Raw genomic sequence first — 24,053 nt, forward strand, 5'->3', positions numbered from 1 at the left:
CGTCGCGCTATACTTTGCGTATCTTCAGGCCCGTGCGCGGTTCGCTTTTCTGCGCCGCTTCGCGCAGCTTATCCTTTTTGCTCTTGCGCTTGCCTTTCACACCACCTTCGGTTGCGCCCGGCGCCAGCGTTGCCGCCGCCTGAACCGGTTCGAAGCCGGCGATATGCTCGCGTTCGATGCGCTGGCCCTGTTTTTTCTCGATCAGGCGGAAGTGGGCCTCGGTGCTGGCGCTGACAAAGCTGACCGCGCATCCTCTCTCGCCTGCGCGCCCGGTCCGGCCAATGCGATGGGTATAGTCGATCGCGGAGCGCGGCAGATCGTAATTGACGACGGCGGGAAGTTGCTCGATATCGATGCCGCGCGCCGCCAGATCGGTCGCGACCAGCACCAGCAACCGGCAGGCTTTGAAATCGGCCAGAGCGTGTTCGCGTGCCCCCTGGCTGAGTTCGCCGTGCAGGGCCGCGGCATGGATGCCGACCCGGTTCAGTTTGGCCACCAACTGTTCGCAACGGTGCCGGGTCGCGACAAAAACCAAGGCCCGCGGCCAGTTTCCACTGCGGACTAGGTGATAGAGCAGGCTGGTACGACGTTCGGCATCGACCACGATCGCGCGCTGGAGAATGCCGGGTGCGGTAGCGGCGTCGGTGCGGATATCGACCCTGACCGGATCGTGCAGCAGGCTGTTGGCCAGCGCGCGGACGGCGCTGGGGAAGGTTGCCGAGAAGAGAGCCGTCTGCCGCCGTGAAGGCAGCCGTTGCAGAATGCGTTCGATTTCATCGGAGAAGCCCAGGTCGAGAAGACGATCGGCCTCGTCCAGCACGAGTCGTTCCACCCCGGTCAGGCGCAGCGCCTTGTGTTCTATCAGGTCGAGCAGGCGTCCCGGGGTCGCGATCAGCACGTCCACCCCTGGGCGCAAGGCCATCATCTGCGGGTTGATGCTGACGCCGCCATAGACGGCGAGCCCCCTTGCCTGCAGGTCGCGGCCGTATGTATCCAGCGACGTGCAGACTTGTTGCGCCAGTTCCCGGGTTGGAACCAATACCAGCGTGCGCGCGGTGTTGGGCTCCAGGGTGCGGGGAGAGGCCGCCAGCTGCTGCAAGACTGGCAGCAGGTAACCGGCGGTTTTGCCGCTCCCTGTCTGTGCGGATGCCACACTGTCGCGTCCGGCCAGCAAGGCCGGAATGACGGCGGTCTGAACCGGCGTCGGCGCCGAATGCTCGAGCTCGGCGAGGGTGTGCAGCAGCGGTTCGGTCAAACCGAGGGAGGCAAAAGTCATGGCGATCGATGCGGGATGGGAACGAAAGGCAGAGTTTAAGCTACCTGGCTTGCCGCCGCCGCTTTCTATTGCAATAAAGGGTGATCTGCAGGCAATTGTCTCGCGTACCAGAGCGACAGTTTGTGGCGCAAGGTTTTTTCTGCCACCTGATCCTCGGGCAGCGGCTGGATAACCTTGTCGTGAACGAGTAGCCGGTAGATATACAGGAGCTTCTCGCTGGCCGAGTCGGTGGCTTCAAATTCGACCACGCCCCGTCCTTCTGCGTATTTTACTCCGGCCAGCAAGGCCTGTTTGAATAGCTCGGTTTCGTGTTTGAGTTTTTTCACTGCGTCGCCTCCTGCGCATGAGTGAGGGGATGGGCATCCGGGCATGCGGCCCGGACTGCCGCCCGCCCGGTGTATCTTAGCGCCAAATCGTCAGCCCGCGATCATTACTGCGCGGTGCTGTCGGCGGGAGCGCCGCCGCCGGCGTCTGCGGCGAGTCGGCGCTCCTTGCGCTCGCGCCGGAACTGGATGATGGTCAGCAGCAGAGCCAGGGCCTGCAAGGCGGAGCAGAAATAAAACGGCGCTCCGATGCGCCAGTCGTCATGAGGCAGGTGCGAGACCATGCCCAGCAGCGGGGCGCCCACCAGTGGGCCGAACACGGCCATCAGACTGTTTATCGAATTGACCGTGCCCATGGTTCTGCCCTGGCTGTGCGCATCGGCGGAACTGGAGATGATGCTCTGGATACAGGCTGTGACCGTGGCGCCCAGCAGATTGACCAGAATGATGGCGACCATCATCCAGCCCTCGGTTGCAAGCCCCCACAAAAAATAGGACACGGTACCGGACAGCATTCCGATGACGGCCAGCCGTCGCGGGCTGAATACGCGCAACAGGCGTCCTAGCAGCAGCCCTTGCACCAGCACCGACACGATGCCGCTGGCCGCGAGCGACCCCCCGTTTTGCAGCGGCCCCCACCCGAATTTGAATGTCGTATACAGCACCCAGGTCGAAAACAGGGTGAATTGCGCCAGGCTGCCGCAGGCAATGACCACGACCAGTGCCTTGACCCTGCCCAGGTGTTCCAGTTCGCGCAAGGCGGAAAACGGGTTCGCCGCCGACCAGCTGAACGGACGACGGGTGCCGGGGGGCAGGGATTCCGGCAACACCAGATAGCCGTAAAGCAGATTGAGCAAGGCAAGACTGCCGGCGATAAAGAAGGGGAGCCGCAGGCTGATGGCACCGAGCAGGCCTCCGAGCACGGGGCCGATGATGAAGCCTAGACCGAACATCGCGCCGAGCAGCCCGAAGCGTCTTGCGCGCTGTTCCGGCGGTGTGATATCCGCCACATAGGCATTGGCAACCGCCATATTGGCTTGCATCATGCCCCCCACCATGCGCACGACGATCAGCATCCACAATTGCGATGCCAGCGCGGTAGCGAAAAAATTGAGCGCAAGACCGCAGAAACCCAGAAGCAGAACCGGCCGTCGGCCATAAGCATCGGACAGGCGCCCGAGTACCGGTGAACCGATGAAGTTGGCGCAAGCAAAGGCGACGACGACGGCGCCATACCAGAAAACCTGTTCCGCTTGCGAGTGAGTAAAACTGCCGACCAGTGCCGGCAAGACGGGGATGATCAGGCCGATGGAGACCATGTCGATCAAAACGGTCAGCATGATAAAGGGCATGGCAGCCTGGCGGCCAGTGCCGGAGCCTTGCGTGAACGACATGATTTTCCTTAAAGATCAGAGGATGCGGGCCAGGGGCAGGTGCCATGACGTGGAGTATGCATCTGTTTTAAAGCACGGTTATCTGAACGTATTATTCTGCTCCGCAAGCATGGCCGTTGGCAATCGTGCCGCCGCCAGCTCAGCCGTTGACTTCCATCGCATCGATGCGCAGCCACCTATAGACCAGGAAGGATAGCGCCCAACTCGCCACGAACAGGGCGATGATGGCGTAGCCGATGGCGCCGAAGTGCGCGTTCAGCGTGCCGATGACATCCCAGAACGCGCCTTTCAGCTCCAGCCGGTCTCCAATAAGGCCTAGCCCTTCTATGCCGCCGACGACGAGCGCCATGACGATGGACAGGCTGGTGATCGTGATGTTGTAGTAAATCTTGCGAACGGGTTTGATGAAAGCCCATCCATAGGCACCTAGCATCATGATGCTGTCGGTGGTATCGATCAGCGTCATGCCCGCCGTGAACAGCAAGGGGAAGAGCATGATGTCCCACACGGGCATGCCCTGGGCCGCCGACGATGCGGAAATGCCCATCAGACCGATTTCGGTGGCGGTGTCGAAGCCGAGCCCGAACAGCAGTCCGAGCGGATACATGTGCCAGCTTCTTGTTATCAGGGCGAACATGGGCCGGAACAGGCGGGCAAGCAGGCCGCCCTTGCCGAGCAGCATGTCGAAATCGTCTTCACGGTAGTCTTCGCCGGCGCGGAGCCGGCGAAAAGCGGCGACGATGCCGATGAGCGATACGAGGTTCATCAAGGCGATGGCGAGCAGGAACAGGCTGGACGTCAGCGTCCCGGCAAAAGCGCCGAAGGATTTGAAGGCGGCGAAGTGGTCCTTCAGCGCGAGCTCGGTTGCCGCGATGGCCGCGGTCATCGCGATGACGATGCTGGAGTGGCCGAGCGAAAACATGAGTCCGATGCTGACGGGCCGTTTCCCGGTTTGCATCAACTTGCGTGTTGCATTGTCGATGGCGGCGATGTGGTCGGCGTCGACCGCGTGACGCAGGCCGAAGCTGTAGGCCATCAGGGCCGTACCGAGCAGAACGGGGTGAGCGTGGAAGGCGGTGACGGCCCAGAGCCAGACGGCCAGGTTGAGAATGATCAGAATGGCGTAGATCCCGATGACTTTGTGCCTGAGCTCGCCGCCGCCATCGCTGAAAATGCCTTTGAGCGTGTTGACCAGAGTGCGTTGCTTCATTCTGCCTGCTCCGTGTCCGACTTCATACAAAAATAGATTTTGTATGAAGGTTACGCGTTGGCGGAGAACTTTGCCACCCTCTGCACTTGATCTGGCCCAAGCTTTGCGGGGGGCAGGCCCGCCAGGGGGAGACGATTTTTCGATACGAGATGAGCGTAGCGTGGCATGCTTCTGCTTTCTGTACCGAATGAGCCGCACGATGAACCCCGCTACGACCGGATTTTTACTGTCCCTTTCGCTGTGCCTGGACATCGGCATTGTCAATGTCGCGATGATGAATACGGCGATGCAGCGCGGATACTGGAGTGGTTTCTGGCTCGGTCTCGGTTCCTGTATCGGCGATTTGATTTACGCGATCCTGGCACTGAGCGGCATGACGGCCTTGCTGGGCTTCGCCGCCGTGCGCTGGAGCATGTGGCTGGGGGGGAGCCTGGTCCTGGCGCTGCTGGCCGTCAAGATGCTGCATGGCGCGCTCGGAAGCGGACGCCCGAGCGGATCCGCAGCCCGGCTGTCGGCCGGAAGTGCGCGGCGGCAACTGGCCAGGGGCATGCTGCTGGCGCTATCCTCGCCCTCTGCCATCGTCTGGTTTGCCGCCGTCGGCGGCGCCCTGATCGCGCAGTCGGGTGTCAGCGGCTGGTTTTCGACCGGGCGGTTTCTTGCCGGATTCTTTGCCGCCGGCGTGATATGGACGGTGGCGGCCTGTTTTCTTGCCCGGCTCGGCGGCAGGGTATTTGGCGCGCGCGCGCTGACGGCCTGTTATCTGGTGTCCGCCCTGCTGTTCGCCTACTTTGCCTGCCTGGTGGTGACGTCGGGTTACCGCACCCTGATACAGGGAGCCGCGGGCTGAGTTGCATCGCGATACCGGCGACGCGCCTCCTTGGCGGTAAACGGCGCATGTAGCGTATGATTCGAACCGTATATCCAGCGTCGGTCCGCTGCGGCGCGGTTTGCCGCGCCTGCGGCGTTTGTCCGACCAGCCGGCCGTATTCACAGAGAGCCGGCGGTCGCTTGCACAGGCCACGCCCCAACCATGAAGGAGTCCATCGATGTCCAACGGCTTTTCCACGTCGCGCATGCGACGTCTCAGAAAAAATGCTTCGCTGCGCACCCTGTTTCAAGAGACGGAGTTCAAGCTTTCCGATCTGATCCTGCCCATCTTCGTCGAGGAGGAGGTCAGCGACTTCGGTGTCATCGAAGCGATGCCGGGGGTATTGCGGATTCCCGAGTCGCGTCTGGCCGCCGAGATCGAGCGCTATGCCCGCGCCGGGATACGTGCGGTGATGACTTTCGGCATCTCGCATCACAAGGATGACGTCGGCAGCGACAGCTGGCGCGAAGACGGGCTGGTCGCGCGCATGGCCCGCACCTGCAAGCAGGCCGTGCCGGAGATGGTGGTGATGTCCGATACCTGCTTCTGCGAATACACCTCGCATGGTCATTGCGGCGTCCTGCACGGGGATACCGTGCATAACGACGCAACCCTGGTCAATATCGGCCTGCAAGCGGTGGCGGCCGCCCGCGCCGGTGCCGACATGATTGCACCATCGGCGATGATGGACGGGCAGGTGCAGGCCATCCGCAACGCGCTCGACGCGGCCGGATTCGTCGATACCGGCATCATGGCCTATTCGACCAAGTTCGCCTCTGCCTTGTACGGCCCGTTCCGCGAAGCGGCCGGCAGCCAGTTGAAGGGCGATCGCAAGACCTACCAGATGGACCCGATGAACCGGCGCGAAGCGGTGCGCGAGTCCTTGCTCGACGAGCAGGAGGGGGCTGACGCGCTGATGGTCAAGCCGGCCGGGGCCTATCTGGACATCATCCGCGATGTGCGCGAAGCATCGCGCCTGCCGTTGGCGGCTTACCAGGTCAGCGGCGAGTACGCGATGATCAAGTTTGCCGCCGCCGCCGGCGCCATCGACGAGGCGCGGGTGGTTCGCGAGAGCCTGGGGGCGATCAAGCGTGCGGGTGCCGATCTGATCCTCAGCTATTTCGCGATGGATATCGCGACCGAAGGAGTCTGATCCGGCCACGGCCCGGGCAAGGAGGAAACCCAATGCAACTGTACCGACTGCTGACCGGCCCCGACGATGCCGCTTTCTGCCATCGGGTGAGCGAAGCCCTGAATCGTGGCTGGCAGCTTCACGGTTCGCCGGCGCTGACGTTCAACGGCAAGGATGTGATCGCCGCCCAGGCCATCGTCAAGGAGGTCGCCGGCGATTATCGTTCCGATCTCAAGCTGAGCCAGATGTAACCCTATGCCGCGCCTGCGGGGGCGGCATAGTGGATCAGGTTGTGGCAAACGGCCTTGTCCGCATTCAGGTTGCGGTAACCGTGCGCGCGGTCTCCTGCGAAGCGGACGGCCTCGCCGGCCTTGAGAGCCTTCCATTCTCCGGCCAGGCAGACTTCCATCGCGCCTTGCACCACGGCCAGATGTTCGGTCACACCCGGTGCGTGCGGCTCGGATTGCCGCACGTAGCCGGGCAGCAGGGTCAGTTCCAGCCACTCGAAGCCGAATCGTTTCTCGAACGGAAATAAAGGGGCGACCAGCATGTCGTCGCTGGCGGGCCTGTCGCGCACGCTATCGGCGGTGCGAAACAGCGCGTCCGAGGTCTGCGGTTCCCATTCGACCAGAAAGCCCGACAGCGAGCACTGGAAACCCGTGGCTATTTTCCATAAGCAGGCGACCGTCGGGCTCGATTCCCCCCGTTCTATCTGGCCCAGCATGGCTTTGCTGACCCCCGTTTCCGCTGCCGCACGGTCCAGGCTCCAGGCCCGTTCCTTGCGCATGGCGCGCAGGCGCCGCGCGAGTCGATCTCCGGGCGCCGCCGGGGGCCGCGGATTGGGGCTGTCTGCTGAGTGCGGCATGTTTTTTCCTTTTGGTTGTGCGCTATAACGCACATCTGCTAGTCTCCCAGTATGCGTCATCGCGCACAAATTACACCACAAGGGGGCCGCGTGGTCAGTCAGATCAAAAAATGGTTGTCGTTTTCGCCGCTGGCGGCGGGGTTCATCGCCGTCATGGTCGGTTATACCAGTTCGGCCGCCATCGTGTTTCAGGCCGCGGCGGCGGCGGGCGCATCGCCGGCTCAGCTTGCATCCTGGCTGTGGGCCCTGGGGCTGGGCATGGGCTTGACCTGCATCGGTTTGTCCTTGTACTACAAAAGTCCGGTGCTGACCGCCTGGTCGACACCGGGCGCCGCCCTGCTGGCGACCGGGCTGATGGGAGTCGGCATGCCACAGGCCATCGGCGCCTTTTTGTTTGCCTCGGCGCTGATTGCCCTGGCCGGGGTGAGCGGCGGGTTTGAACGCATCATGCGGCATGTGCCACGACCGCTGGCGGCCGCCATGCTCGCCGGCGTGCTGCTGCGCTTTGGACTCGATCTGTTCGCCGCTCTGCCGCGACAGGGGCTGCTGGTCGGTTCGATGCTGGTGTTTTTTCTGCCCGCGCGCCGCTTTCTGCCGCGCTACGCCGTGGCCCTGACTCTGGTGCTCGGCCTGGCTGTCGCTGCGGCGCAGGGGGGGATCCATCTGTCCCCGGTTCGACTCGAACTCGCGCGGCCGCAATTTGTCATGCCCGTGTTCTCGCTGTCGACGCTGATAGGGGTCGGACTGCCTCTTTTCATTGTCACCATGGCCTCGCAGAATGTGCCGGGGCTGGCTGTGTTGCGTGCCAACGGGTATGCGGTACCGGCATCGCCGCTTATCGGCTGGACGGGACTGACCGGAGTGCTGCTCGCGCCTTTTGGAGGGTTTTCCTACAATCTGGCCGCGATTACCGCGGCGATCTGCATGAGCCGCGACGCGGACCCCGACCCCGCGCAGCGCTATCGTGCGGCAGTATGGGCCGGGGTTTTCTACCTGGTGACCGGTGTGTTCGGCGCCACGGTCGCCCAGCTATTCTCGGCTTTTCCGCGTGCCTTGATTCTGGCGATCGCCGGTTTGGCCCTGCTCGGTACGATAGGCAACAGCCTGGCCTCGGCGCTGGATGAGCCCGCCGAACGCGAGGCGGCGCTCGTCACCTTTCTTGCGACGGCCTCCGGCTTGTCCCTGTTCGGGGTCGGCAGTGCGTTCTGGGGGCTTGTACTCGGTCTGGCGACGGCCTGGATCAATCGCAAGCGGGGGTGAGTGCCGCATTCAGCGCCGCTTCCGCGTGTAGCGTGGCGGTATCGAATAGCGGCAGCGAGCACTGTTCCTGCTGGATCAGCAAGGGTATCTCGGTGCATGCCAGCACGATACCTTCCGCCCCCAGCCGTTCCAGCCTTTCGATGATGGCCAGATAGCGCTGACGGGATGCTTCGCTGAATTTGCCGCGCACGAGTTCGTTGACGATGATGTCGTGGACGATGGCCTGATCCTCCGGGCCCGGGACCAGGGGCGCGATTCCCCGTGCGGCCAGATGATCGGTATAAAACGCTTCCGCCATGGTGAAGCGGGTACCTAGCACACCGACTTTGTGCAGGCCGGCCAGCCTGATCGCGTTCACCGTCGCATCGAGGATATGCAGCAGCGGAAGCGTCGTTCCCGCCTGGACCCGGTCGAAAACCTTGTGCATGGTATTGGTGGCGATCAGCCCAATGTCGGCCCCGGCCAGCAGCAGGGTATCGGCGATGGCGATCATGTCTTCAGTGATCAGATCCCAGCGTCCGAGTTCGCGCCAGCGATGGTAGCGGTCCAGATCGACGCTGTAGATGATGATTTCGGGGTAGCTGTCTGTTCCGAAACGCGCGACATAGGAGCGCGTGATGTGCAGATAGTAACTGGCTGTCGACTCAGGGCTCAAGCCGCCGATGATGCCGATTTTTTTCCGCATGCTTTTCTCTCTTCCCGATGGACTCCCCTCGCAGGATTTATATCACAGGCAGGATGGGGCGGTACGGGCATGGTGCTCCCGCACGACAGAATTCGCCGGGGGTGACGCCGATCCGGCTTGCTCGTATGGCATTGCTTGCGGGTTGCTGGCGCAGGCCTGGCGGTCTTTGTGCGCGGGCTCGGGATCCGGCCGTATCGCAAGGCGCTTGCCGCTCGTCTTCTTTCCGTGAACGGTCAGAAAATCCGTCTTTCGAGTACGAGGGCGCTTGCCGCGGCCTGAAACCGGGATGTTGTCGCCGGGGCGGGGCCATCAGAATCGCGTCACTATTGCGTCAGGATTGACTGATGGCGCGACGGTATAGTATCCGCTGCACAAGCTTTCGGGAGAGCGTAGTGGAGGAGAGGGCAGTCGAGCCGTGGCAGGAGAGCGTTGACTCGCCGGGGGGCATCACATTGTGGCGCGCGGATAGCGCCGTCAGCCTTGACTTCGACGCCCCCGGCGAAAAACGGTGGAATATAGAGCTTGCACCCGGTCTGGCCTATCTGATATTGACGGGCCCCGGCCGCTTCCGCTGCCTGGCCGGTGAAGTGCGGCTGTTCCCCATTGCTCGCGAAAGCCTGTGTTGTCTGCTTGCTTTCATCGATGCGCCCGGGGTTGCCGCCGCAGCGCCGAGTGGCGTGTGGCCGCTGCGCATGCTCATTCCGATGCCGGTATCGGCCGCTGCGGGAGAGAAGGCGCTGCGTTACTGTCTTATCGCCAGCGCCTTGAGTTGCGATGAGGCCATTTTGCCGTTATTAACCTACTTGAGACAGCAGGAGAGCTATTCGCTGGTCCGCTTTCTCGATCGCCGCTCGAACCGTGGCGACAGTATTGCCGTGCTTGGGCAGGAGTACGGCCTGTCATATTCGCATTTCCGCCGCTTGTGCCGCCGCGCGCTCGGGATGGGGGTCAAGGCGGCATTCAAGCGCTGGCGAGCTGCGCGTACCTTGCTTCGGGTGGCCGACAGCGGGGTCAGTTTCACCGCGGCTGCTTTGGATAGTGGCTATTGTTCCTCTTCCCAATTTTCCACCGAGGTTCGATCCTTGCTTGGCCGTTCGCCGCGCGCGCTGCTGGCCCCCCGTTTTTAGAACGATGAGACATTCCAGACAGATTTATCTGCTGGCCGAGGCGCTTGCGTCTACGCCGCGGGAAGACGGCGCGCAGCGGCTCTTCGGTGCGGTTCTTGCCGTCCGCAGCGAAGTCGAAAGAGAGGCCATGCAGTCCTGTTTCCATCGTTTGTGCCGTTTTGATTTCAACGATCCTGTCTACCTGATCGCTCTGGCGGCTTCCTACTTGCTGAGCGGGCGCTACCGCCCGGCGGCGGTCTGCTTCGATATCGTGCATCTGATGACGCCTGCCGAACCGGGGGCGCTCTGGCTTGGGGCGCTGTGTCATCTGGCCCTCGGGCGGCGCAAGGCCGGTTGTCGTCGCCTGGCCGTTCTGCGGGTCACACGGCAGAATGCTCGCCTGCGCCGACGTGCCGTGGCTGCTCTGGTTTATCTGCGCTGGCGGATGAGGCGGGATTTCAGAGTATTCTGATACTTTTCTTCTAAAGTATCCGGCATCATCCTCCTGTTCGCGGGTCTGGACCGATTCTCCGGCGGCCCGCTCCGACTTCAGGTTTTGTGATGAGTGTTTGCCGCGTTGCTGCAGATGAATACATCTTCGGTGAATTTGTTCTGAGTCGTCACGGGGTGTTGTATTCCCGGGATGGCGAAAAGCAGCTGCCACCGAAAGAGTACCGTGTCCTGCGCGCCTTGCTGGATGCCGAGGGTGGGGTTGTCAGCAAGGCCCGTCTTTTTGCCCGGGCCTGGGGTCATTCCGATGTGGGCGACGAGTCTCTGACCCGTTGCATCTATTCGCTGCGGCGGCGCCTGCGGCAGGATGCGCTCAACAGGTATATCGAAACGGTGTATGGGCAGGGTTATCGCATCATGGTTGCGCCGTCGCGCAGCCATCCGGGGCGACGCCTGGCGGTGCTGCCGTTCAGTGGGGGAGGGGTCGATCTGGCGGGTTTGCACTTCCGGCTGATCGAGCATTTCCGAACCGTTGCCGGCATCGACGTCGTCCCTTCAGCGCTGACGCGCGACGCCGTGGGCCCGCAAGCGATTCTGGCGCTCATGCGGCGTCTGGCGCCGGATTTTTATCTGGCGGGAAGCTTGCGTCGCCAAGGCCGGCATCTGACGGTCAATATGGAGCTGGTCGATGGGATGAACCATGCGCTGCTGGCGACCGAGTCGGTGCTCTTGCTCTGGGACGGCCACGAGCAGGCGCTGGACCCGCTTCTGGCCGCCAGCATCGTTGCGATGATGGGGGAGGCCGGTATCAGCGAGCCGGCCGCGATTTGAGGCGGCGGCGCAGCATCATTCCCAGCAGGCCCATGCCGAGCAGGGCGTAGCTTTCCGGTTCCGGAACGGCCGGGGTGACCGAAACGGCGGAGAAGATCACCTGATCCTGTGCATTGGCCGGCGCCGCAAAGCTGATGCTTTCGATCGGAGTCGTGGATGCCGTGTTGTTCCACAGCGTCGCCGTCTCGTCGTTGGCGTACAGGTGGCTGATGAACGCAATATGCTGACGGTTGGCGTCGCTATAGCCGGTAATGGTCACGTAGAGACTTGAAGACCAGCCGGCGGTGATCAGAGCGCTGTTCAGATAAAACGGGGTGCTGGAGCTGAAGCCACCGCTCAAGCCATTGCCGGTATAGCCGACCCAATTCTGGTGCGAGGCCAGCGAGGCGGTGGCGTAACCGTCGGACAGATTGGCCAGCGTGCCGGGATTGAGGATGCGGATATTGTCCCAGTCGAAACCGAGGAAGCCGTTGCCGACAAGTTGCTCTTGCTGCGCGGCGGGAACGGAATCGAAATCGATGACGGTGGCTGCCGCTGGCAGACTTGCAGCAAGCATCAGTGTGACGCTCAGAATGACACCGGCTAGCGGCATGGACATCGGCTTCTCCCTTCGAGGTTTACGCTATTTCACCGGATGTATCATATATTCAATACTTAAATTAACAAATCGAACTAAAGTATTAATCCTGTGCCGGCGCTTGCATTCGCAAGGCCTCCAGTAACAATTCCACATTGCGTGTCAGGCTGCGGTGCGCCGAGACGGCGTGCATCACAGGGTCTTCACCGCGCGAGGAAACGACGCGCCAGTCGGGACAGACGCGTTGCAGCCTGCCTGCGCGGCATGCCTCTGCTGCCAGCCAGTCCGCCAGCCGCGCAATGCCGAGCCCCGCCTCGGCCGCCGCCAGCAGGCCGCCCCCGCTGTTGAAGCGATGCGTCGGACGGATAGTCAGGCTGGTGCGGGCATCCTGGGCGATGAAGTGCCAGTCTTTAAGGATACGGGGCGATGTGTGCATGAGGATCGCATGGGTGGCCAGCCCCGATGGCGAGATGGGGGGCGCATGCCGTTCGAGGTAGGCCGGGCTCGCATACATGTGGCGACGGTAGCGCCAGAGCGGATAGGCGATCAGGTCGCTGTCGTGCAGGAAGCCGCCGCGAATGGCCAGGTCCAGTTTTTTTTCCACCGGATCCAGCGTTGCGTCGCTGTGCAGAACATCGAAGTGCAGGTCCGGATGGTTGGCGGCCAGTTGCGCGAGCGCCTGGGGCAGGATGCGGGTACTCAATGTTTCCGGCGCAGAGAGTCTGATCCAGCCGCGCGGCGTGCTGGTCAATGCTACCAGTTTTTCCTCGGCCTCGTATTCGAGGTCCAGAATCTGGCGTGCATGCTCGTAGTAGCTTTCGCCGGCCAGCGTCAAGCTGAAATCCTTGTGCGAACGGCGCAGCAGAACCACTCCCAGCTGCTGCTCGAGCGCTTGCAGTGCGCGCGTGACGCTGCTTGGCGAGGTGCCAAGCGCACGGGCTGCGGCGACGAAGCTTTTGGCCTCTATGAGTGAGCAGAATATCTCGAGCTCGCGTAGCGATTTGATGGTCATTGCGATTTTTGCAATATGATATTGCAACAAGGAGTCGACGAGTCAGTATAAGCTAGGCGGTGTTGTTAACCTACTGATGTATGCCAATGTTGACCCTCACTTTTCTTTGCGTATTCGCCTATCTTGCCGGCCTGATTGACGCCGCTGTCGGCGGCGGCGGGCTGATCCAGATTCCTGCCATGTTCGCCCTGTTGCCCGGTCAGGCTCCGGCCAGTCTGCTGGGCACCAACAAGATGGTGTCGGCGACCGGAACCCTGTTCGCGACCCGCAGCTATCTCAAGCGCGTGCAGATTCCCTGGGGGCTTATTCTTCCAGCGACGTGCGCCGCTTTTGCCATGTCCTTTGTCGGCGCGGCGGCGGTCGCGCATGTACCCAAATCGTTGATTCGCCCCATGGTGCTTGGTCTGCTGCTGCTCGTCGGCGCCTACACGCTGCGCAAGAAGGATTTTGGCGCGATACACAAGCCCGCCCGCATCGGCCTCGCCCATAAAGCGCTGGCGATGGCGATAGGCGCCGGCATCGGTTTCTACGATGGTCTGTTCGGCCCGGGTACCGGCAGCTTTCTCATTTTCCTGTTCATCCGCTGTTTTGGCTTCGACTTCATTCATGCCTCGGCCTCGGCCAAGGTGGTTAATCTGGCAACAAATATCGCGGCGCTTGCGTTTTTCATCCCGACCGGCCATGTCATGTACAGCCTGGCGATACCCATGGCCCTGTGCAATATCGCCGGCGCCGTCAGTGGCAGCCGGCTGGCGATACGCCGCGGCACCGTCTTCGTCCGCAAACTGTTCCTGGTGCTGACGTCCTGCCTGATCGTAAAGCTGGCCTACGATCTGCTGGTCTGATCGGGAGCCGGTGCCGTCATCTGTCCATTGCGCCTGGCGAGCCAGGCAAGCCGTCTCTCGATCTCGCGCTCCAGAGCCTGCATATCGTCCAGCCATAGCGGAAGCAGCTGCGCGACGCGGTTGCTGTCTTCGCGCCGGATGGCTTTTTCCACCTCGCTGCCGCGCGTTGCGAGGGCAGGGTGGCAGATCAGCCGCGCCATGCCCGTCAGACGGTGCACCGGGTTGGCGAGATCGGCCAGATCGTGATTGCGGTAGCCGTGCAGCGCACGGGCGATGTCATGGCGATTGCATTGCCGGATCGATTCCAGAAACTCTGTCTCGAAAGACGGGTCGTCGTCGGTCAGTTGTTTCAGCGCGGACAGCTGCAAGCGCGTCGTTGCCTCGGCTTCGCGCAGGAAAGGACGGATCAGGCGCTGCAGAACGGTCAGCGTTGCCGGACGCAGACTGCTTGCATCGATGTCGGCGTCAGCGAATTCGCTGCCATCGCCGGCGCTCAGGCCGACGATGGGCGTGCGGCCGAGGCGGTAGCGGCGTTCCATGCGCCGTATGCGGCGGACGAACTGGATGCCGTCCATCGTGGGCATGTAGCGGTCGCACAGGATGAGATCGAACGGTTGACGCCGCCACTGCCGCAGGGCGGTCGATCCGTCGGGGCAACTCGTCACGTCGAGCGCGAGCAATGTCAGCTGCCGCTCCAGCAGGATGCGCGTAGACGGATTGTCGTCCACCACCAGTACGCTGGCCGCATCGAACCCTGTTCCCGATTCCGCCTCTTCGTCCGCCGGTTCCACACCCGCCCGGCTGCAGTTGAAGCGCAGGCTGAAGCATGTTCCCTTCTCCGGATCGCTGTCGACGTCGAGACTCGCTCGCATCGCTGCGCACAGTTCGCGGCAGATGCCGAGCCCGAGGCCGTGGCTCTCGGGCAGGCGTTCATGGGGCAGCGTCCCGGCCTTGCCGGTTTTCTGCCCAAGTCCGCTGCCGTTGTCCTCGACCCGTATTTCGACGGCGACGCGGTCCGGACCGGTGGCGACGCTCGAGGCGCTCAAGCGCACCGCGCCTCCGTTGGAGTGGCGGATGGCATTGGAAAGCAGATTGACCAGAATCTGGCGCAAGCGCGTGGCGTCCAGCAGCAGTGGCGCGTCCACGATGTCCCCGTTGCCGATTTCCAGATACAGGCTTCTCTGTGCAGCCTGCAGCGCGAACAGCTGCCCGACGCTGTCGACCAGCCGCTCCAGGCGCGTAGGGCGCAAAGCTGTCGGACGGCGCTTGCCTTCGGCCCAGGACAGCAGGCTGTCGAGCAGGCTGGACAATTCGCGCACGCAGATGACGGCCTGGCGCGAGAGCTCGGCGTCCTGCTGCCGGTTGGCCTGTTGACGGCATTGCAGTTCGAGCAGGCCGCCGAGCGCGTCGAGAGGGGTGCGCAATTCATGGGCGAGCACCGCCAGTCGCCGACGCCGCCATTTTCTGCGCCAGAGTCCGGCGAGCGAGGGGATCGCGGCAATGGCGATCAAGGCTGCAGCAAGAGACAGCAGCGTAAAAATCGCTGATGGGGCGGAGTCTGTCAAAGAATGCTCCTTGCTTTTGTGATTATTTTAAAGCATTAAGTTTAAAGCAAGCGAGGGGAAAGGGCGAAGGAAGCGGGCAAAGGACGAAAAAAAACCGGCCGCACGTCGGTGCGACCGGTTGTAGCGGGAGGCCTCGATCAGAGGCGGGCGGCGACCCAGGCTGCGACGCCGGCCAGGGCCTGCGTCAGGTTTTCCGGCTGGGTGCCGCCGGCTTGCGCCATGTCGGCGCGTCCGCCGCCTTTGCCGCCGACTTGCTGGGCAACGCTGTTGACCAGCTCGCCCGCCTTGATGCGCGAAGTGGCGTCCGCGCTGACGCCGGCTACCAGGCTGACTTTGCCGCCGGCGCGCGATGCCAGCACCACGGCGCAGGGTTGCAGCTTGTCTTTCAGCTTATCCAGCGTTTCGCGCAATGCACCCGCATCGGCGCCGTCTATTTCGGCGGCCAGAACGCGGATGCCGGATACTTCGACCGCGGATTCGGCAAGGCTGTCGCCGGCATGGCTGGCCAGCTGTCCCTTGAGTCGTGCAAGCTCCTTGTCCAGCGACTTGACCGTGTCCTGCAGACCCTGGATGCGGGCGAGGACTTCGTCGCCCTGCTGCGCCTTCAGCAACTCGGCGGCCTGCCGCAGCAGCGCGTCCTGCGCCTGGATGCGGGCGATGGCGCCTTCTCCCGTGACCGCTTCGATGCGGCGCACGCCGGCGGCAACGCCGCTTTCCGCCACGATCTTGAACAGACCGATGTCCCCGGTGCGGCGCACGTGCGTGCCGCCGCACAACTCGGTGGAGAAATCGCCCATTCTGAGAACGCGGACTTCGTCGCCGTACTTCTCGCCGAACAGCGCCATGGCGCCGCTGCGGATCGCATCGTCGTAAGGCATCAGCGTGGCGCTGACGTCATAGTTGGCGGCAACGACATGGTTGACCATGCGTTCGATTTCGGCCAGTTGCCCGGCCGTGACGGCCTCGTCGTGGGCGAAATCGAAGCGCGTGCGCTCGGCGTTGACCAGCGAGCCTTTCTGCGCAACGTGATTGCCGAGCACGTGCCGCAATGCCGCATGCAGCAGATGGGTCGCAGAGTGGTTGCGCGCCGATGCCTGACGCCGGTGCAGGTCTATGGTGGCGGCGACGCTGTCGCCGACCTTGAGCGCACCCTGCGCGAGGCGGCCTTTGTGACCGAAGACGGCAGCCTGGATTTTCTGGGTATCGACCACGTCGAACAGGGCATCGATACCGGCGCTGGCCGAAATCTCGCCGATATCGCCGGCCTGGCCGCCGCCTTCGGCATAGAACACCGAATGATCGAGCACGACAATGCCTTCGTCGCCACGGGCCAGGCTTTGTACCGGTTCGCTGCCCTTGTACAGGGCGAGGACCTTGGCGTCGATGCTGGTGCGCTCGTAGCCGTGGAAAACGGTGTCCTCACCGCTGTATTCGACGTTGCCGGTCATCTTGAAACTCGATGCGGCGCGCGCGCGTTCGCGCTGCGCATTCATCTCGCGCTCGAAGCCGTCGACATCGGCCTCGACCTCGCGTTCGCGGCAGATGTCGGCGGTCAGGTCGACCGGAAAACCGAAGGTATCGTACAGCTTGAACAGCGTCGCGCCATCCAGCCGCGTCTTTCCGCCCGCGAGCGCTTCGTCCAGCAGGGCCATGCCGTGCTCGAGCGTTTCCGCGAAACGTTGTTCTTCCTGGCGCAAGGTGTCCTCGATCAGGGTCTGGCGTGCCCGTAGCTCGGGGAAGGCATCCCCCATCTCCGCGACCAGGTCGGCGACCAGACGGTAGAAGAACAGCCCCTTCTGCCCGAGCTTGTAACCGTGGCGTATCGCGCGCCGGATGATGCGGCGCAGGACGTAGCCACGCCCGTCGTTGGACGGCATCACGCCGTCGGCGATCAGAAACGAGCACGCGCGGATGTGGTCGGCGATGACCTTGAGCGAGGGGATGTCCATGCCGAACTCGACGCCGGTCTCGCGCGCGGCGGCGCGCAGCAGCGAGGCGAACAGGTCGATTTCGTAGTTGGCGTGGACATGCTGCATGACCGCCGAAATGCGCTCCAGGCCCATGCCGGTGTCGACCGAGGGCTTGGGCAGCGGGTTCATGGTGCCGGACTCGTCGCGATTGAACTGCATGAATACGCAGTTCCAGATTTCGATGAATCGGTCGCCATCTTCTTCCGGGCTCCCCGGAGGGCCGCCCCAGATGTGATCGCCGTGATCATAGAAGATTTCGGTACAGGGGCCGCAGGGGCCGGTGTCGCCCATCTGCCAGAAGTTATCCGAGGCGTAGGGGGCGCCCTTGTTGTCGCCGATGCGGACGATACGCTCGACCGGGACGCCGATTTCAGCGGCCCAGATGTCGAATGCTTCGTCGTCGCTGGCATACACGGTGACCATCAGCTTGTCCTTGGGCAGACCGAGCCAGGCGGGACTGGTCAGGAACTCCCAGGCGAAGTGGATCGCGTCGCGTTTGAAATAGTCGCCGAAGCTGAAATTGCCGAGCATTTCGAAGAAGGTGTGGTGGCGCGCGGTGTAGCCGACGTTTTCCAGGTCGTTGTGCTTGCCGCCCGCGCGGACGCACTTCTGCGAGGTGGTGGCGCGCTTGTACGGACGCTTGTCGAAGCCGAGGAACACGTCCTTGAACTGGTTCATGCCCGCGTTGGTGAACAGCAGGGTCGGATCGTTGCCGGGTACCAGCGAGCTGGACGCCACGACCTGGTGTCCTTTCGAAGCAAAAAAATCCAGGAACTTCTGCCGTATTTCGGATGTTTTCATAATAGTTGTCGTCATGTCGATAAAGCGCGCCCGGTCGGGGCGGGCGGGCATGTCATGGGGCGATTGTGTCTTGCCGCCGTGCCGCTGGCAAGAGGGGCGCCGTACGGTTTCAACCGCTTCCGTCGTCGCAGAGGTCGTCCGCCGCGCCCGCCAGTACGGTGCGGATCACATCCATGCTGAAACCGCGGGCGGCCAGAAACCGGATCTGGCGTGCCCGCGCCTCCGGCGTCTCGGGCAGAGCGCCGAATTTGCGCTCCCAGGCGGCACGGGCCGTTGCGGCGTCATCCTGCCCTGCCAGCGCGGCATCGATCGCTTCGCTGGCGATCCCTTTCTCGCGTAACTCCTGTCGCAGCCGCAGACTTCCGTATTTCTGGCCCCGGGTTCGGGCCAGCATCGCCGCGGCACGTTCGTCCGACTGCCATGCGCGTTGCGCGAGTTCGTCGAGCAGCTCCGTCAGTTCTTCCGGGCTCCCGGCGAAAGGGGCGAGCTTTCTCTCGAGTTCGCGGCGCGAATGTTCGCGCCGCGACAGCAGATCGATGGCCCGCGCCCGCAGGGTCTTTTCCGCCTTCAAACGGTTCAGCCTTCCAGACCGTCGTCCGGCAGGTCATCCTCGGTGGCGTCGATGGAGACGTTGACACCGACGATTTCGCGGATACGACGTTCGATATCGACGGCGATTTCCGGGTTCGTCTTCAGATACTCGCGGACATTGTCCTTGCCCTGGCCGATTTTCTGGCCGTTGTGGCTGTACCAGGCGCCCGATTTTTCGATCAGGTTATGCTTGACCCCCAGTTCGATGATTTCGCCTTCGCGCGAAATGCCCTCTCCGTACAGGATATCGAACTCGGCTTGCTTGAACGGTGGCGAGACCTTGTTCTTGACGACCTTGACCCGGGTTTCGTTGCCGATGACTTCGTCGCTCTTCTTGATGCTGCCGATGCGGCGGATGTCGAGACGTACCGAGGCATAGAATTTGAGCGCGTTGCCGCCGGTCGTGGTCTCCGGGTTGCCGAACATGACGCCGATCTTCATGCGGATCTGGTTGATGAAGATGACCAGAGTATTGGTGCGCTTGATATTGCCGGTCAGCTTGCGCAGGGCCTGCGACATCAGGCGGGCTTGCAGGCCGACGTGCGAGTCTCCCATCTCGCCTTCGATTTCGGCTTTCGGGACCAGTGCGGCCACCGAGTCGATCACGATGACGTCCACGCCGCTGGAACGCACCAGCATGTCGCAGATTTCGAGCGCCTGTTCGCCGGTATCCGGCTGCGAAATCAGCAGATCCTCGACTTTGACGCCCAGCTTTTGCGCGTAGCCGGGATCGAGCGCGTTTTCCGCATCGATATAGGCGCAGGTGCCGCCCAGTTTTTGCGCTTCGGCGACCACTTGCAGGCACAAGGTGGTCTTGCCGGACGATTCCGGTCCGTAAATTTCCACTACCCGGCCACGCGGCAGGCCGCCGATGCCGAGCGCCAGATCGAGTCCCAGCGAGCCGGTGGAGATCACCTGCAGGTTTTCGTGGATCTGGGTGTCGCTCATGCGCATGATCGAACCCTTGCCGAACTGTTTATCGATCTGGGCAAGGGCTGCTGCCAGTGCGCGACTCTTGTCTTCGGAACGCTCCGCCATGCTTTCTCCAATAGGATATTCGGACTCTTGAATCCGACGATTATCGCACAAAGCGGGGACTGCTTAAACGTCGTCGGCGAAGTCGGGCTTGCCGCGACCGGGGCGGCTGGTTTAAGTTTGCCAAATGCGCAAATTTCCGCTTTCACGTCTTGAATCCGCAGAGCATGCAGCCATTTTCATAGCGGGAGGAGAGCAATGACCGACATGCTCAACGAACGCGCGCAGAAGCTGCTGAAGGCTTTGGTCGAACGTTATATCGCCGACGGACAGCCGGTCGCTTCGCGCACCTTGTCGCTGCTGCCGGGGCTGGATCTGTCTTCGGCGTCGATCCGCAATGTGATGGCCGACCTGGAGGCGATGGGACTGGTGGTGTCGCCGCATACCTCGTCCGGTCGCGTCCCGACCGCGCGCGGCTATCGCTTGTTTGTCGACAATCTGCTGACGGTGAGCCCGCTCGAGCAGGAGGCGGTGGCCGAACTCGAGCAGGGCTTGCAGCCGGACAGTCCGCAGCGCCTGGTGCATGCGGCTTCCGAACTGCTGTCCGAGCTCACCCATTTCGCGGGCGTGGTGATGACGCCACGGCGGGCCGACGTCGCTTTCCGCCAGGTCGAGTTTCTGCGTCTGTCCGAGCGGCGCGTGCTGCTGATACTGGTGACGCTCGACGGCGATGTGCAGAACCACCTGCTCAACACCGAGCGCGAGCACTCCCCGGCCGAACTCGCCGAGGCCGCCTGTCTGCTCAATCAGCACTACTGCGGGCAGGGGCTGGCCGGCATCGCCAGCCGGGTCGAGGCCGAGCTGATGCTGCTCAAGGGCGACATCTCCGAATTGCTGGGGGCGGCGGTCGAATTCGGCCGCCGGCTGGAACGGCCGCAGGATGCCGTTGTCATCACCGGCGAAAGCAATCTGCTGCGGGTGCGCGAGCTGTCCGACGATCTCGATCGCCTGCGCATCCTGTTCGATACCTTCGATCGCAAGACCGAACTCCTCAAACTTCTGAAGGAGACGTGCTTTGCTCCGGGCGTGAACATCTTCATCGGCGAGGAGTCGGGGCTGATGACACTTGGCGATTGTTCCGTGGTGACGGCGCCGTATTGCATCAACGGCCAGGTCGTTGGCACACTGGGCGTGATCGGTCCGACGCGCATGTCTTACGAACGCGTGATCCCGATTGTCGATATAACGGCGCGGCTGGTGTCGAGCGCGCTGTCCTATCCGGAGTAGAATGGGCGCTGTGTTGGATCAATCCGGGCGGCGCGAACAGCCGTCCGTGCGAAAAGAGAGCTGATGAAACGAACGATCCTGCTGGCGTCGCTGGCTGTTGCCGCCGCCGTCTCCACTGGCCCGGTCCGCGCCGACGCGGCTTTTCTGGGCCGGCCCGACGTGCAGCGGTATATCGACGAGCAAGTGGCGAGTGGCCGCTTCAACCGTCCCGAACTCGAGGCCGTGTTCGCCAATGTCGAAACCAAGCCCAAGGTGCTGGAAATCCTTGATCGCCCGTCGACGGCGCTGCCGTGGTACCGCTTCCGCCCCAATTTTTACAATGAGCGCCTGCTGAACGATGGCGTGGCGTTCTGGCAGCACAACGAAGCGGCGCTGACACGGGCCGAGGCCCGCTACGGCGTGCCAGCCGAGGTGATCGTCGCCATCCTCGGCGTCGAAACGCACTACGGCCGCAATACCGGCAGCTTCCGCGTGGTCGACGTGCTGGCGACCATCGGCTTCGATTACCCGCGGCGTGCCGCCTATTTTCGCGATGAGCTCACGCAGTTTCTGCTGCTGGCCAAGGAAGAGGGCAAAAATCCGCTGCTGCTGAAAGGCTCGTACGCGGGAGCGATGGGCTGGCCGCAGTTCATGCCGTCCAGCTTCCGCAAGTGGGCCGTCGATTTCGACGGCAAGGGCCACCGCGATATCTGGAGCGATCCCGACGATGCCATCGGCAGCGTCGCCAACTATTTCCATGAGCAGGGCTGGATCCGTGGCGACGACATCCTGCTGCCGGCGGAAGTGGCGCCCGGCGCCGCCGTTGACGCGATGCTCGCCGACAAGTTTACGCTGCGCTACACGCTGGACGAACTCGCTCAGCGCGGGGTGCGTACGCAGTCGCCCGCAAACGGACGCGTGCGCGCAGTGCTGGTGCCGTTGCAGACGGCTCCGGATGTCACCGAATACTGGCTCGGGCTTAATAACTACTATGCAATTACCCGCTATAACAAAAGCACTCTGTACGCCAAGGTGGTCAGCGATATTTCGCGCGAGCTGAAATCGCGCTATCTGGCTGCGCGCTACGGCGACAGTGCTCCGTGAGCGGTCCTCGAAAAAGGGTCGCCTTGCCATCCAATTGCCTTTAGAATCCGCCTCCATGAGTTATCAAGTCCTTGCCCGCAAGTGGCGTCCCAAACGCTTTGCCGATCTGGTCGGCCAAGAGCATGTGGTACGCGCGCTGACCAACGCGCTCAAGCAGGAGCGGTTGCACCACGCCTATTTGCTGACCGGAACGCGCGGGGTTGGCAAGACCACGATCGCGCGCATTCTGGCCAAGAGCCTGAACTGCGAGGCCGGCATCGGCGCCGAGCCCTGCGGCGTATGCTCGGCCTGTCGACAGATCGACGGTGGCCGTTTTGTCGATCTGCTGGAAATCGACGCCGCGTCGAACACAGGCATCGACAATATTCGCGAAGTGCTGGAAAACGCACAGTACGCCCCGACCTCCGGGCGCTACAAGGTCTACATCATCGATGAAGTGCATATGTTGTCCAAGAGTGCCTTCAACGCGATGCTCAAGACGCTGGAAGAACCGCCTGCGCACGTCAAATTCATCCTCGCCACCACCGATCCGCAGAAAGTCCCGGTGACGGTGCTGTCGCGTTGCTTGCAATTCAGTTTGCGCAATATGACGCCGCAGCAGATCTCCGGCCATCTGGTGCAGGTGCTGGAGAAGGAGTCGGTTCCCTACGAGGCGCCGGCTCTGGCCCTGCTGGGCCGGGCCGCTTCCGGGTCGATGCGCGATGCTTTGTCCCTGCTCGACCAGGCCATCGCCTACGGTGTCGGCCGGGTCGAAGAGGAAGGGGTGCGCGCGATGCTGGGGGCCGTCGACCGCGCCTATCTGTATTCGCTGCTGCAAGCCCTGGCCGCGGCCGACGGTACGCGTCTGATGCGCGAGGCCGATGCCTTGGCCGAGCGCGGCGTTGGTTTCGACAGCGCTCTGGCCGAACTGGCCCTGCTGCTGCAGCAACTGGCGCTGGTCCAGACCGTGCCGACGGCGGTGTCGCCGGATGAGCCCGGCTACGAGGTGCTGTGTCAACTTGCCCAGGCGTTTTCGCCCGAAGACGTCCAGCTTTATTATCAGATTGCGATCCACGGCCGCAAGGATCTGTCGCTGGCGCCGGACGAACACGCGGGGTTCAGCATGACCCTGCTGCGCATGCTGGCGTTTCTGCCGCAGACAGCGGCGGCCACGTCCGTCGCCCGCCCGGCGGGAAACCCGGTTGCGGGCGCCGCGCCCGTGCAGCCTGTTCCGGAGAAAGGCGCCGACGGCGCACAGAATGCCCGCGCCTTGCTGGCGCGCATGACCGGGCGTACGCCGGCGGCCTCGACGCCATCCGCGTCCGAACCCGCCGCACCCGAACCCGAACCTGACCCTGCGCCGGCTGTCGTGCCGGTATCGACCGCAGAACCGGCAGCGGCCGTCGTGCGGTCCGCGCCGTTGACATCGGCGCCTGCTGCGGTGGCGGCGCCCGAGTCGGGCGACGATGACGCGGATGACGATGCGTCGGATTGGGAGGCGCAGCAGCGGGCGATGGACGATGCCGTGTTCGAATCGGCCGATGCGGCGCCTGTGGCGGCTGTCGTGCCGGAGCCGTTCGACGGCGACTGGGCGCGTCTGGTGACCGAGCTGGGGGCGCGCATGGGGGCCGCGAGGATGCTCGCGCAGAATGCGGTGCTCAAGAACTGGAACGAAAATCGGCTGGAGCTGGCGGTGCCGGAAAGTTTCCGGCATCTGGCGGCGCGCGATTACCAGGAAAAACTCAAATCGGCGCTGGCCGACCGGTTTGGCAGCGCGGTGGAACTGGTCGTCAGCGTCGAGGAGCTCGGGCTGGAAACCCCGGCCATGAAGGATGCGCGCTCGCGTCAGGAGCAAGTGGCGGTGGCGCGTGAGTCTCTGGAAAACGATCCCGTGGTGCGTCAACTGGTGCGCGATTTCAATGCCACCTTGCTGACGGATACCATTCAACCTGTTCAGGAGTAGTAGCA

At 63.0% G+C, this 24,053-nt stretch carries 23 protein-coding genes; 11 read left to right on the forward strand and 12 right to left on the reverse strand.

The features are described from left to right. Window positions 1-7: 7 nt before the first annotated feature. The 4 genes from G520_RS0106185 to G520_RS0106200 all read right to left on the reverse strand — a co-directional run bounded on the left by G520_RS0106185 (window position 8) and on the right by G520_RS0106200 (window position 4,203). Entirely contained in the window at window positions 8-1,276 is a 1,269-nt protein-coding gene (locus G520_RS0106185) for a DEAD/DEAH box helicase (RefSeq protein WP_028534889.1), read from the reverse strand. 65 nt (window positions 1,277-1,341) lie between these two features. Next, window positions 1,342-1,602, reverse strand: coding sequence for a DUF5062 family protein (locus G520_RS0106190; RefSeq protein WP_028534890.1), 261 nt, complete (start codon window positions 1,600-1,602; stop codon window positions 1,342-1,344). Window positions 1,603-1,706: 104 nt separating this feature from the next. Next, window positions 1,707-2,993 carry a tetracycline resistance MFS efflux pump gene (locus G520_RS0106195; RefSeq protein ID WP_036665506.1) on the reverse strand — a complete coding sequence of 429 codons (1,287 nt, stop codon included), beginning with the start codon at window positions 2,991-2,993 and terminating at the stop codon, window positions 1,707-1,709. Between the two features lie 139 nt (window positions 2,994-3,132). Then, entirely contained in the window at window positions 3,133-4,203 is a 1,071-nt protein-coding gene (locus tag G520_RS0106200) for a HoxN/HupN/NixA family nickel/cobalt transporter (RefSeq protein ID WP_051229117.1), read from the reverse strand. A 199-nt stretch (window positions 4,204-4,402) separates the two neighbouring features. Here G520_RS0106200 and G520_RS0106205 point away from each other — a divergent pair, with 199 nt between their 5' ends. The 3 genes from G520_RS0106205 (at window position 4,403) to G520_RS0106215 (ending at window position 6,454) form a co-directional block, all read left to right on the forward strand. Further along, window positions 4,403-5,050, forward strand: coding sequence for a LysE family translocator (locus G520_RS0106205; RefSeq protein ID WP_028534893.1), 648 nt, complete (start codon window positions 4,403-4,405; stop codon window positions 5,048-5,050). Window positions 5,051-5,249: 199 nt separating this feature from the next. Next, window positions 5,250-6,224, forward strand: a complete 975-nt coding sequence (gene hemB, locus G520_RS0106210; protein WP_028534894.1) for a porphobilinogen synthase — start codon at window positions 5,250-5,252, stop codon at window positions 6,222-6,224. A 32-nt stretch (window positions 6,225-6,256) separates the two neighbouring features. Beyond that, window positions 6,257-6,454 carry a DUF1737 domain-containing protein gene (locus G520_RS0106215; RefSeq protein WP_028534895.1) on the forward strand — a complete coding sequence of 66 codons (198 nt, stop codon included), beginning with the start codon at window positions 6,257-6,259 and terminating at the stop codon, window positions 6,452-6,454. Window positions 6,455-6,456: 2 nt separating this feature from the next. Here the strand turns inward: G520_RS0106215 and G520_RS0106220 are convergent, their stop codons facing one another. After that, window positions 6,457-7,068 (reverse strand): helix-turn-helix domain-containing protein, encoded by a 612-nt coding sequence (locus G520_RS0106220; RefSeq protein WP_051229119.1) that lies wholly within the window; start codon window positions 7,066-7,068, stop codon window positions 6,457-6,459. A 90-nt stretch (window positions 7,069-7,158) separates the two neighbouring features. On the opposite strand from G520_RS0106220, the gene G520_RS0106225 reads away from it, so the two are divergent. Beyond that, window positions 7,159-8,328: a benzoate/H(+) symporter BenE family transporter gene (locus G520_RS0106225; RefSeq protein WP_036665508.1), complete on the forward strand. Its 1,170-nt coding sequence runs from the start codon at window positions 7,159-7,161 to the stop codon at window positions 8,326-8,328. On the opposite strand, the gene G520_RS0106230 is transcribed toward G520_RS0106225, so the two are convergent. Continuing rightward, the gene (locus tag G520_RS0106230) at window positions 8,309-9,013 is read right to left on the reverse strand and encodes an aspartate/glutamate racemase family protein (RefSeq protein WP_028534898.1); all 705 of its coding nucleotides are present in this window, start codon (window positions 9,011-9,013) and stop codon (window positions 8,309-8,311) included. The genes G520_RS0106225 and G520_RS0106230 overlap by 20 nt on opposite strands. A 392-nt stretch (window positions 9,014-9,405) precedes the next feature. On the opposite strand from G520_RS0106230, the gene G520_RS0106235 reads away from it, so the two are divergent. The 3 genes from G520_RS0106235 (at window position 9,406) to G520_RS0106245 (ending at window position 11,400) form a co-directional block, all read left to right on the forward strand. Then, window positions 9,406-10,140: a helix-turn-helix domain-containing protein gene (locus G520_RS0106235; RefSeq protein WP_169449818.1), complete on the forward strand. Its 735-nt coding sequence runs from the start codon at window positions 9,406-9,408 to the stop codon at window positions 10,138-10,140. A gap of 4 nt (window positions 10,141-10,144) precedes the next feature. Continuing rightward, a complete protein-coding gene (locus G520_RS0106240) occupies window positions 10,145-10,591 on the forward strand; it encodes a hypothetical protein (protein ID WP_028534900.1) in 447 nt (148 codons plus the stop codon). Between the two features lie 89 nt (window positions 10,592-10,680). Further along, window positions 10,681-11,400 carry a winged helix-turn-helix domain-containing protein gene (locus tag G520_RS0106245; RefSeq protein ID WP_028534901.1) on the forward strand — a complete coding sequence of 240 codons (720 nt, stop codon included), beginning with the start codon at window positions 10,681-10,683 and terminating at the stop codon, window positions 11,398-11,400. Here G520_RS0106245 and G520_RS0106250 read toward each other — a convergent pair. Together G520_RS0106250 and G520_RS0106255 are read right to left on the reverse strand one after the other, a co-directional pair. After that, window positions 11,378-11,998: a PEP-CTERM sorting domain-containing protein gene (locus G520_RS0106250; protein ID WP_028534902.1), complete on the reverse strand. Its 621-nt coding sequence runs from the start codon at window positions 11,996-11,998 to the stop codon at window positions 11,378-11,380. The genes G520_RS0106245 and G520_RS0106250 overlap by 23 nt on opposite strands. Window positions 11,999-12,080: 82 nt before the next feature. Next, window positions 12,081-12,989 (reverse strand): LysR family transcriptional regulator, encoded by a 909-nt coding sequence (locus tag G520_RS0106255; RefSeq protein ID WP_028534903.1) that lies wholly within the window; start codon window positions 12,987-12,989, stop codon window positions 12,081-12,083. Between the two features lie 86 nt (window positions 12,990-13,075). Here G520_RS0106255 and G520_RS0106260 point away from each other — a divergent pair, with 86 nt between their 5' ends. Further along, entirely contained in the window at window positions 13,076-13,834 is a 759-nt protein-coding gene (locus tag G520_RS0106260; RefSeq protein ID WP_028534904.1) for a sulfite exporter TauE/SafE family protein, read from the forward strand. On the opposite strand, the gene G520_RS0106265 is transcribed toward G520_RS0106260, so the two are convergent. The 4 genes from G520_RS0106265 to recA all read right to left on the reverse strand — a co-directional run bounded on the left by G520_RS0106265 (window position 13,816) and on the right by recA (window position 19,799). Continuing rightward, on the reverse strand, window positions 13,816-15,399 hold the full coding sequence (locus G520_RS0106265) for an ATP-binding protein (RefSeq protein WP_028534905.1): 1,584 nt from the start codon (window positions 15,397-15,399) through the stop codon (window positions 13,816-13,818). The genes G520_RS0106260 and G520_RS0106265 overlap by 19 nt on opposite strands. Window positions 15,400-15,536: 137 nt before the next feature. Further along, entirely contained in the window at window positions 15,537-18,170 is a 2,634-nt protein-coding gene (alaS, locus tag G520_RS0106270) for an alanine--tRNA ligase (RefSeq protein ID WP_028534906.1), read from the reverse strand. A 109-nt stretch (window positions 18,171-18,279) separates the two neighbouring features. After that, window positions 18,280-18,741 carry a recombination regulator RecX gene (gene recX, locus G520_RS0106275; protein WP_028534907.1) on the reverse strand — a complete coding sequence of 154 codons (462 nt, stop codon included), beginning with the start codon at window positions 18,739-18,741 and terminating at the stop codon, window positions 18,280-18,282. A gap of 5 nt (window positions 18,742-18,746) precedes the next feature. After that, the gene (recA, locus tag G520_RS0106280; RefSeq protein ID WP_028534908.1) at window positions 18,747-19,799 is read right to left on the reverse strand and encodes a recombinase RecA; all 1,053 of its coding nucleotides are present in this window, start codon (window positions 19,797-19,799) and stop codon (window positions 18,747-18,749) included. Window positions 19,800-19,994: 195 nt separating this feature from the next. Between recA and hrcA the strand changes: the two genes are divergently transcribed. From hrcA to dnaX, 3 genes are all read left to right on the forward strand, one after another. Next, on the forward strand, window positions 19,995-21,023 hold the full coding sequence (gene hrcA, locus G520_RS0106285) for a heat-inducible transcriptional repressor HrcA (RefSeq protein WP_343222345.1): 1,029 nt from the start codon (window positions 19,995-19,997) through the stop codon (window positions 21,021-21,023). Between the two features lie 63 nt (window positions 21,024-21,086). Further along, window positions 21,087-22,106, forward strand: coding sequence for a lytic murein transglycosylase B (gene mltB / locus G520_RS0106290; protein ID WP_028534910.1), 1,020 nt, complete (start codon window positions 21,087-21,089; stop codon window positions 22,104-22,106). 55 nt (window positions 22,107-22,161) lie between these two features. Continuing rightward, entirely contained in the window at window positions 22,162-24,048 is a 1,887-nt protein-coding gene (gene dnaX / locus G520_RS21805) for a DNA polymerase III subunit gamma/tau (RefSeq protein ID WP_036665510.1), read from the forward strand. Window positions 24,049-24,053 lie beyond the last annotated feature (5 nt).

The organism is Paludibacterium yongneupense DSM 18731 (genome assembly GCF_000422925.1).
Taxonomy (GTDB): Bacteria; Pseudomonadota; Gammaproteobacteria; order Burkholderiales; family Chromobacteriaceae; genus Paludibacterium; species Paludibacterium yongneupense.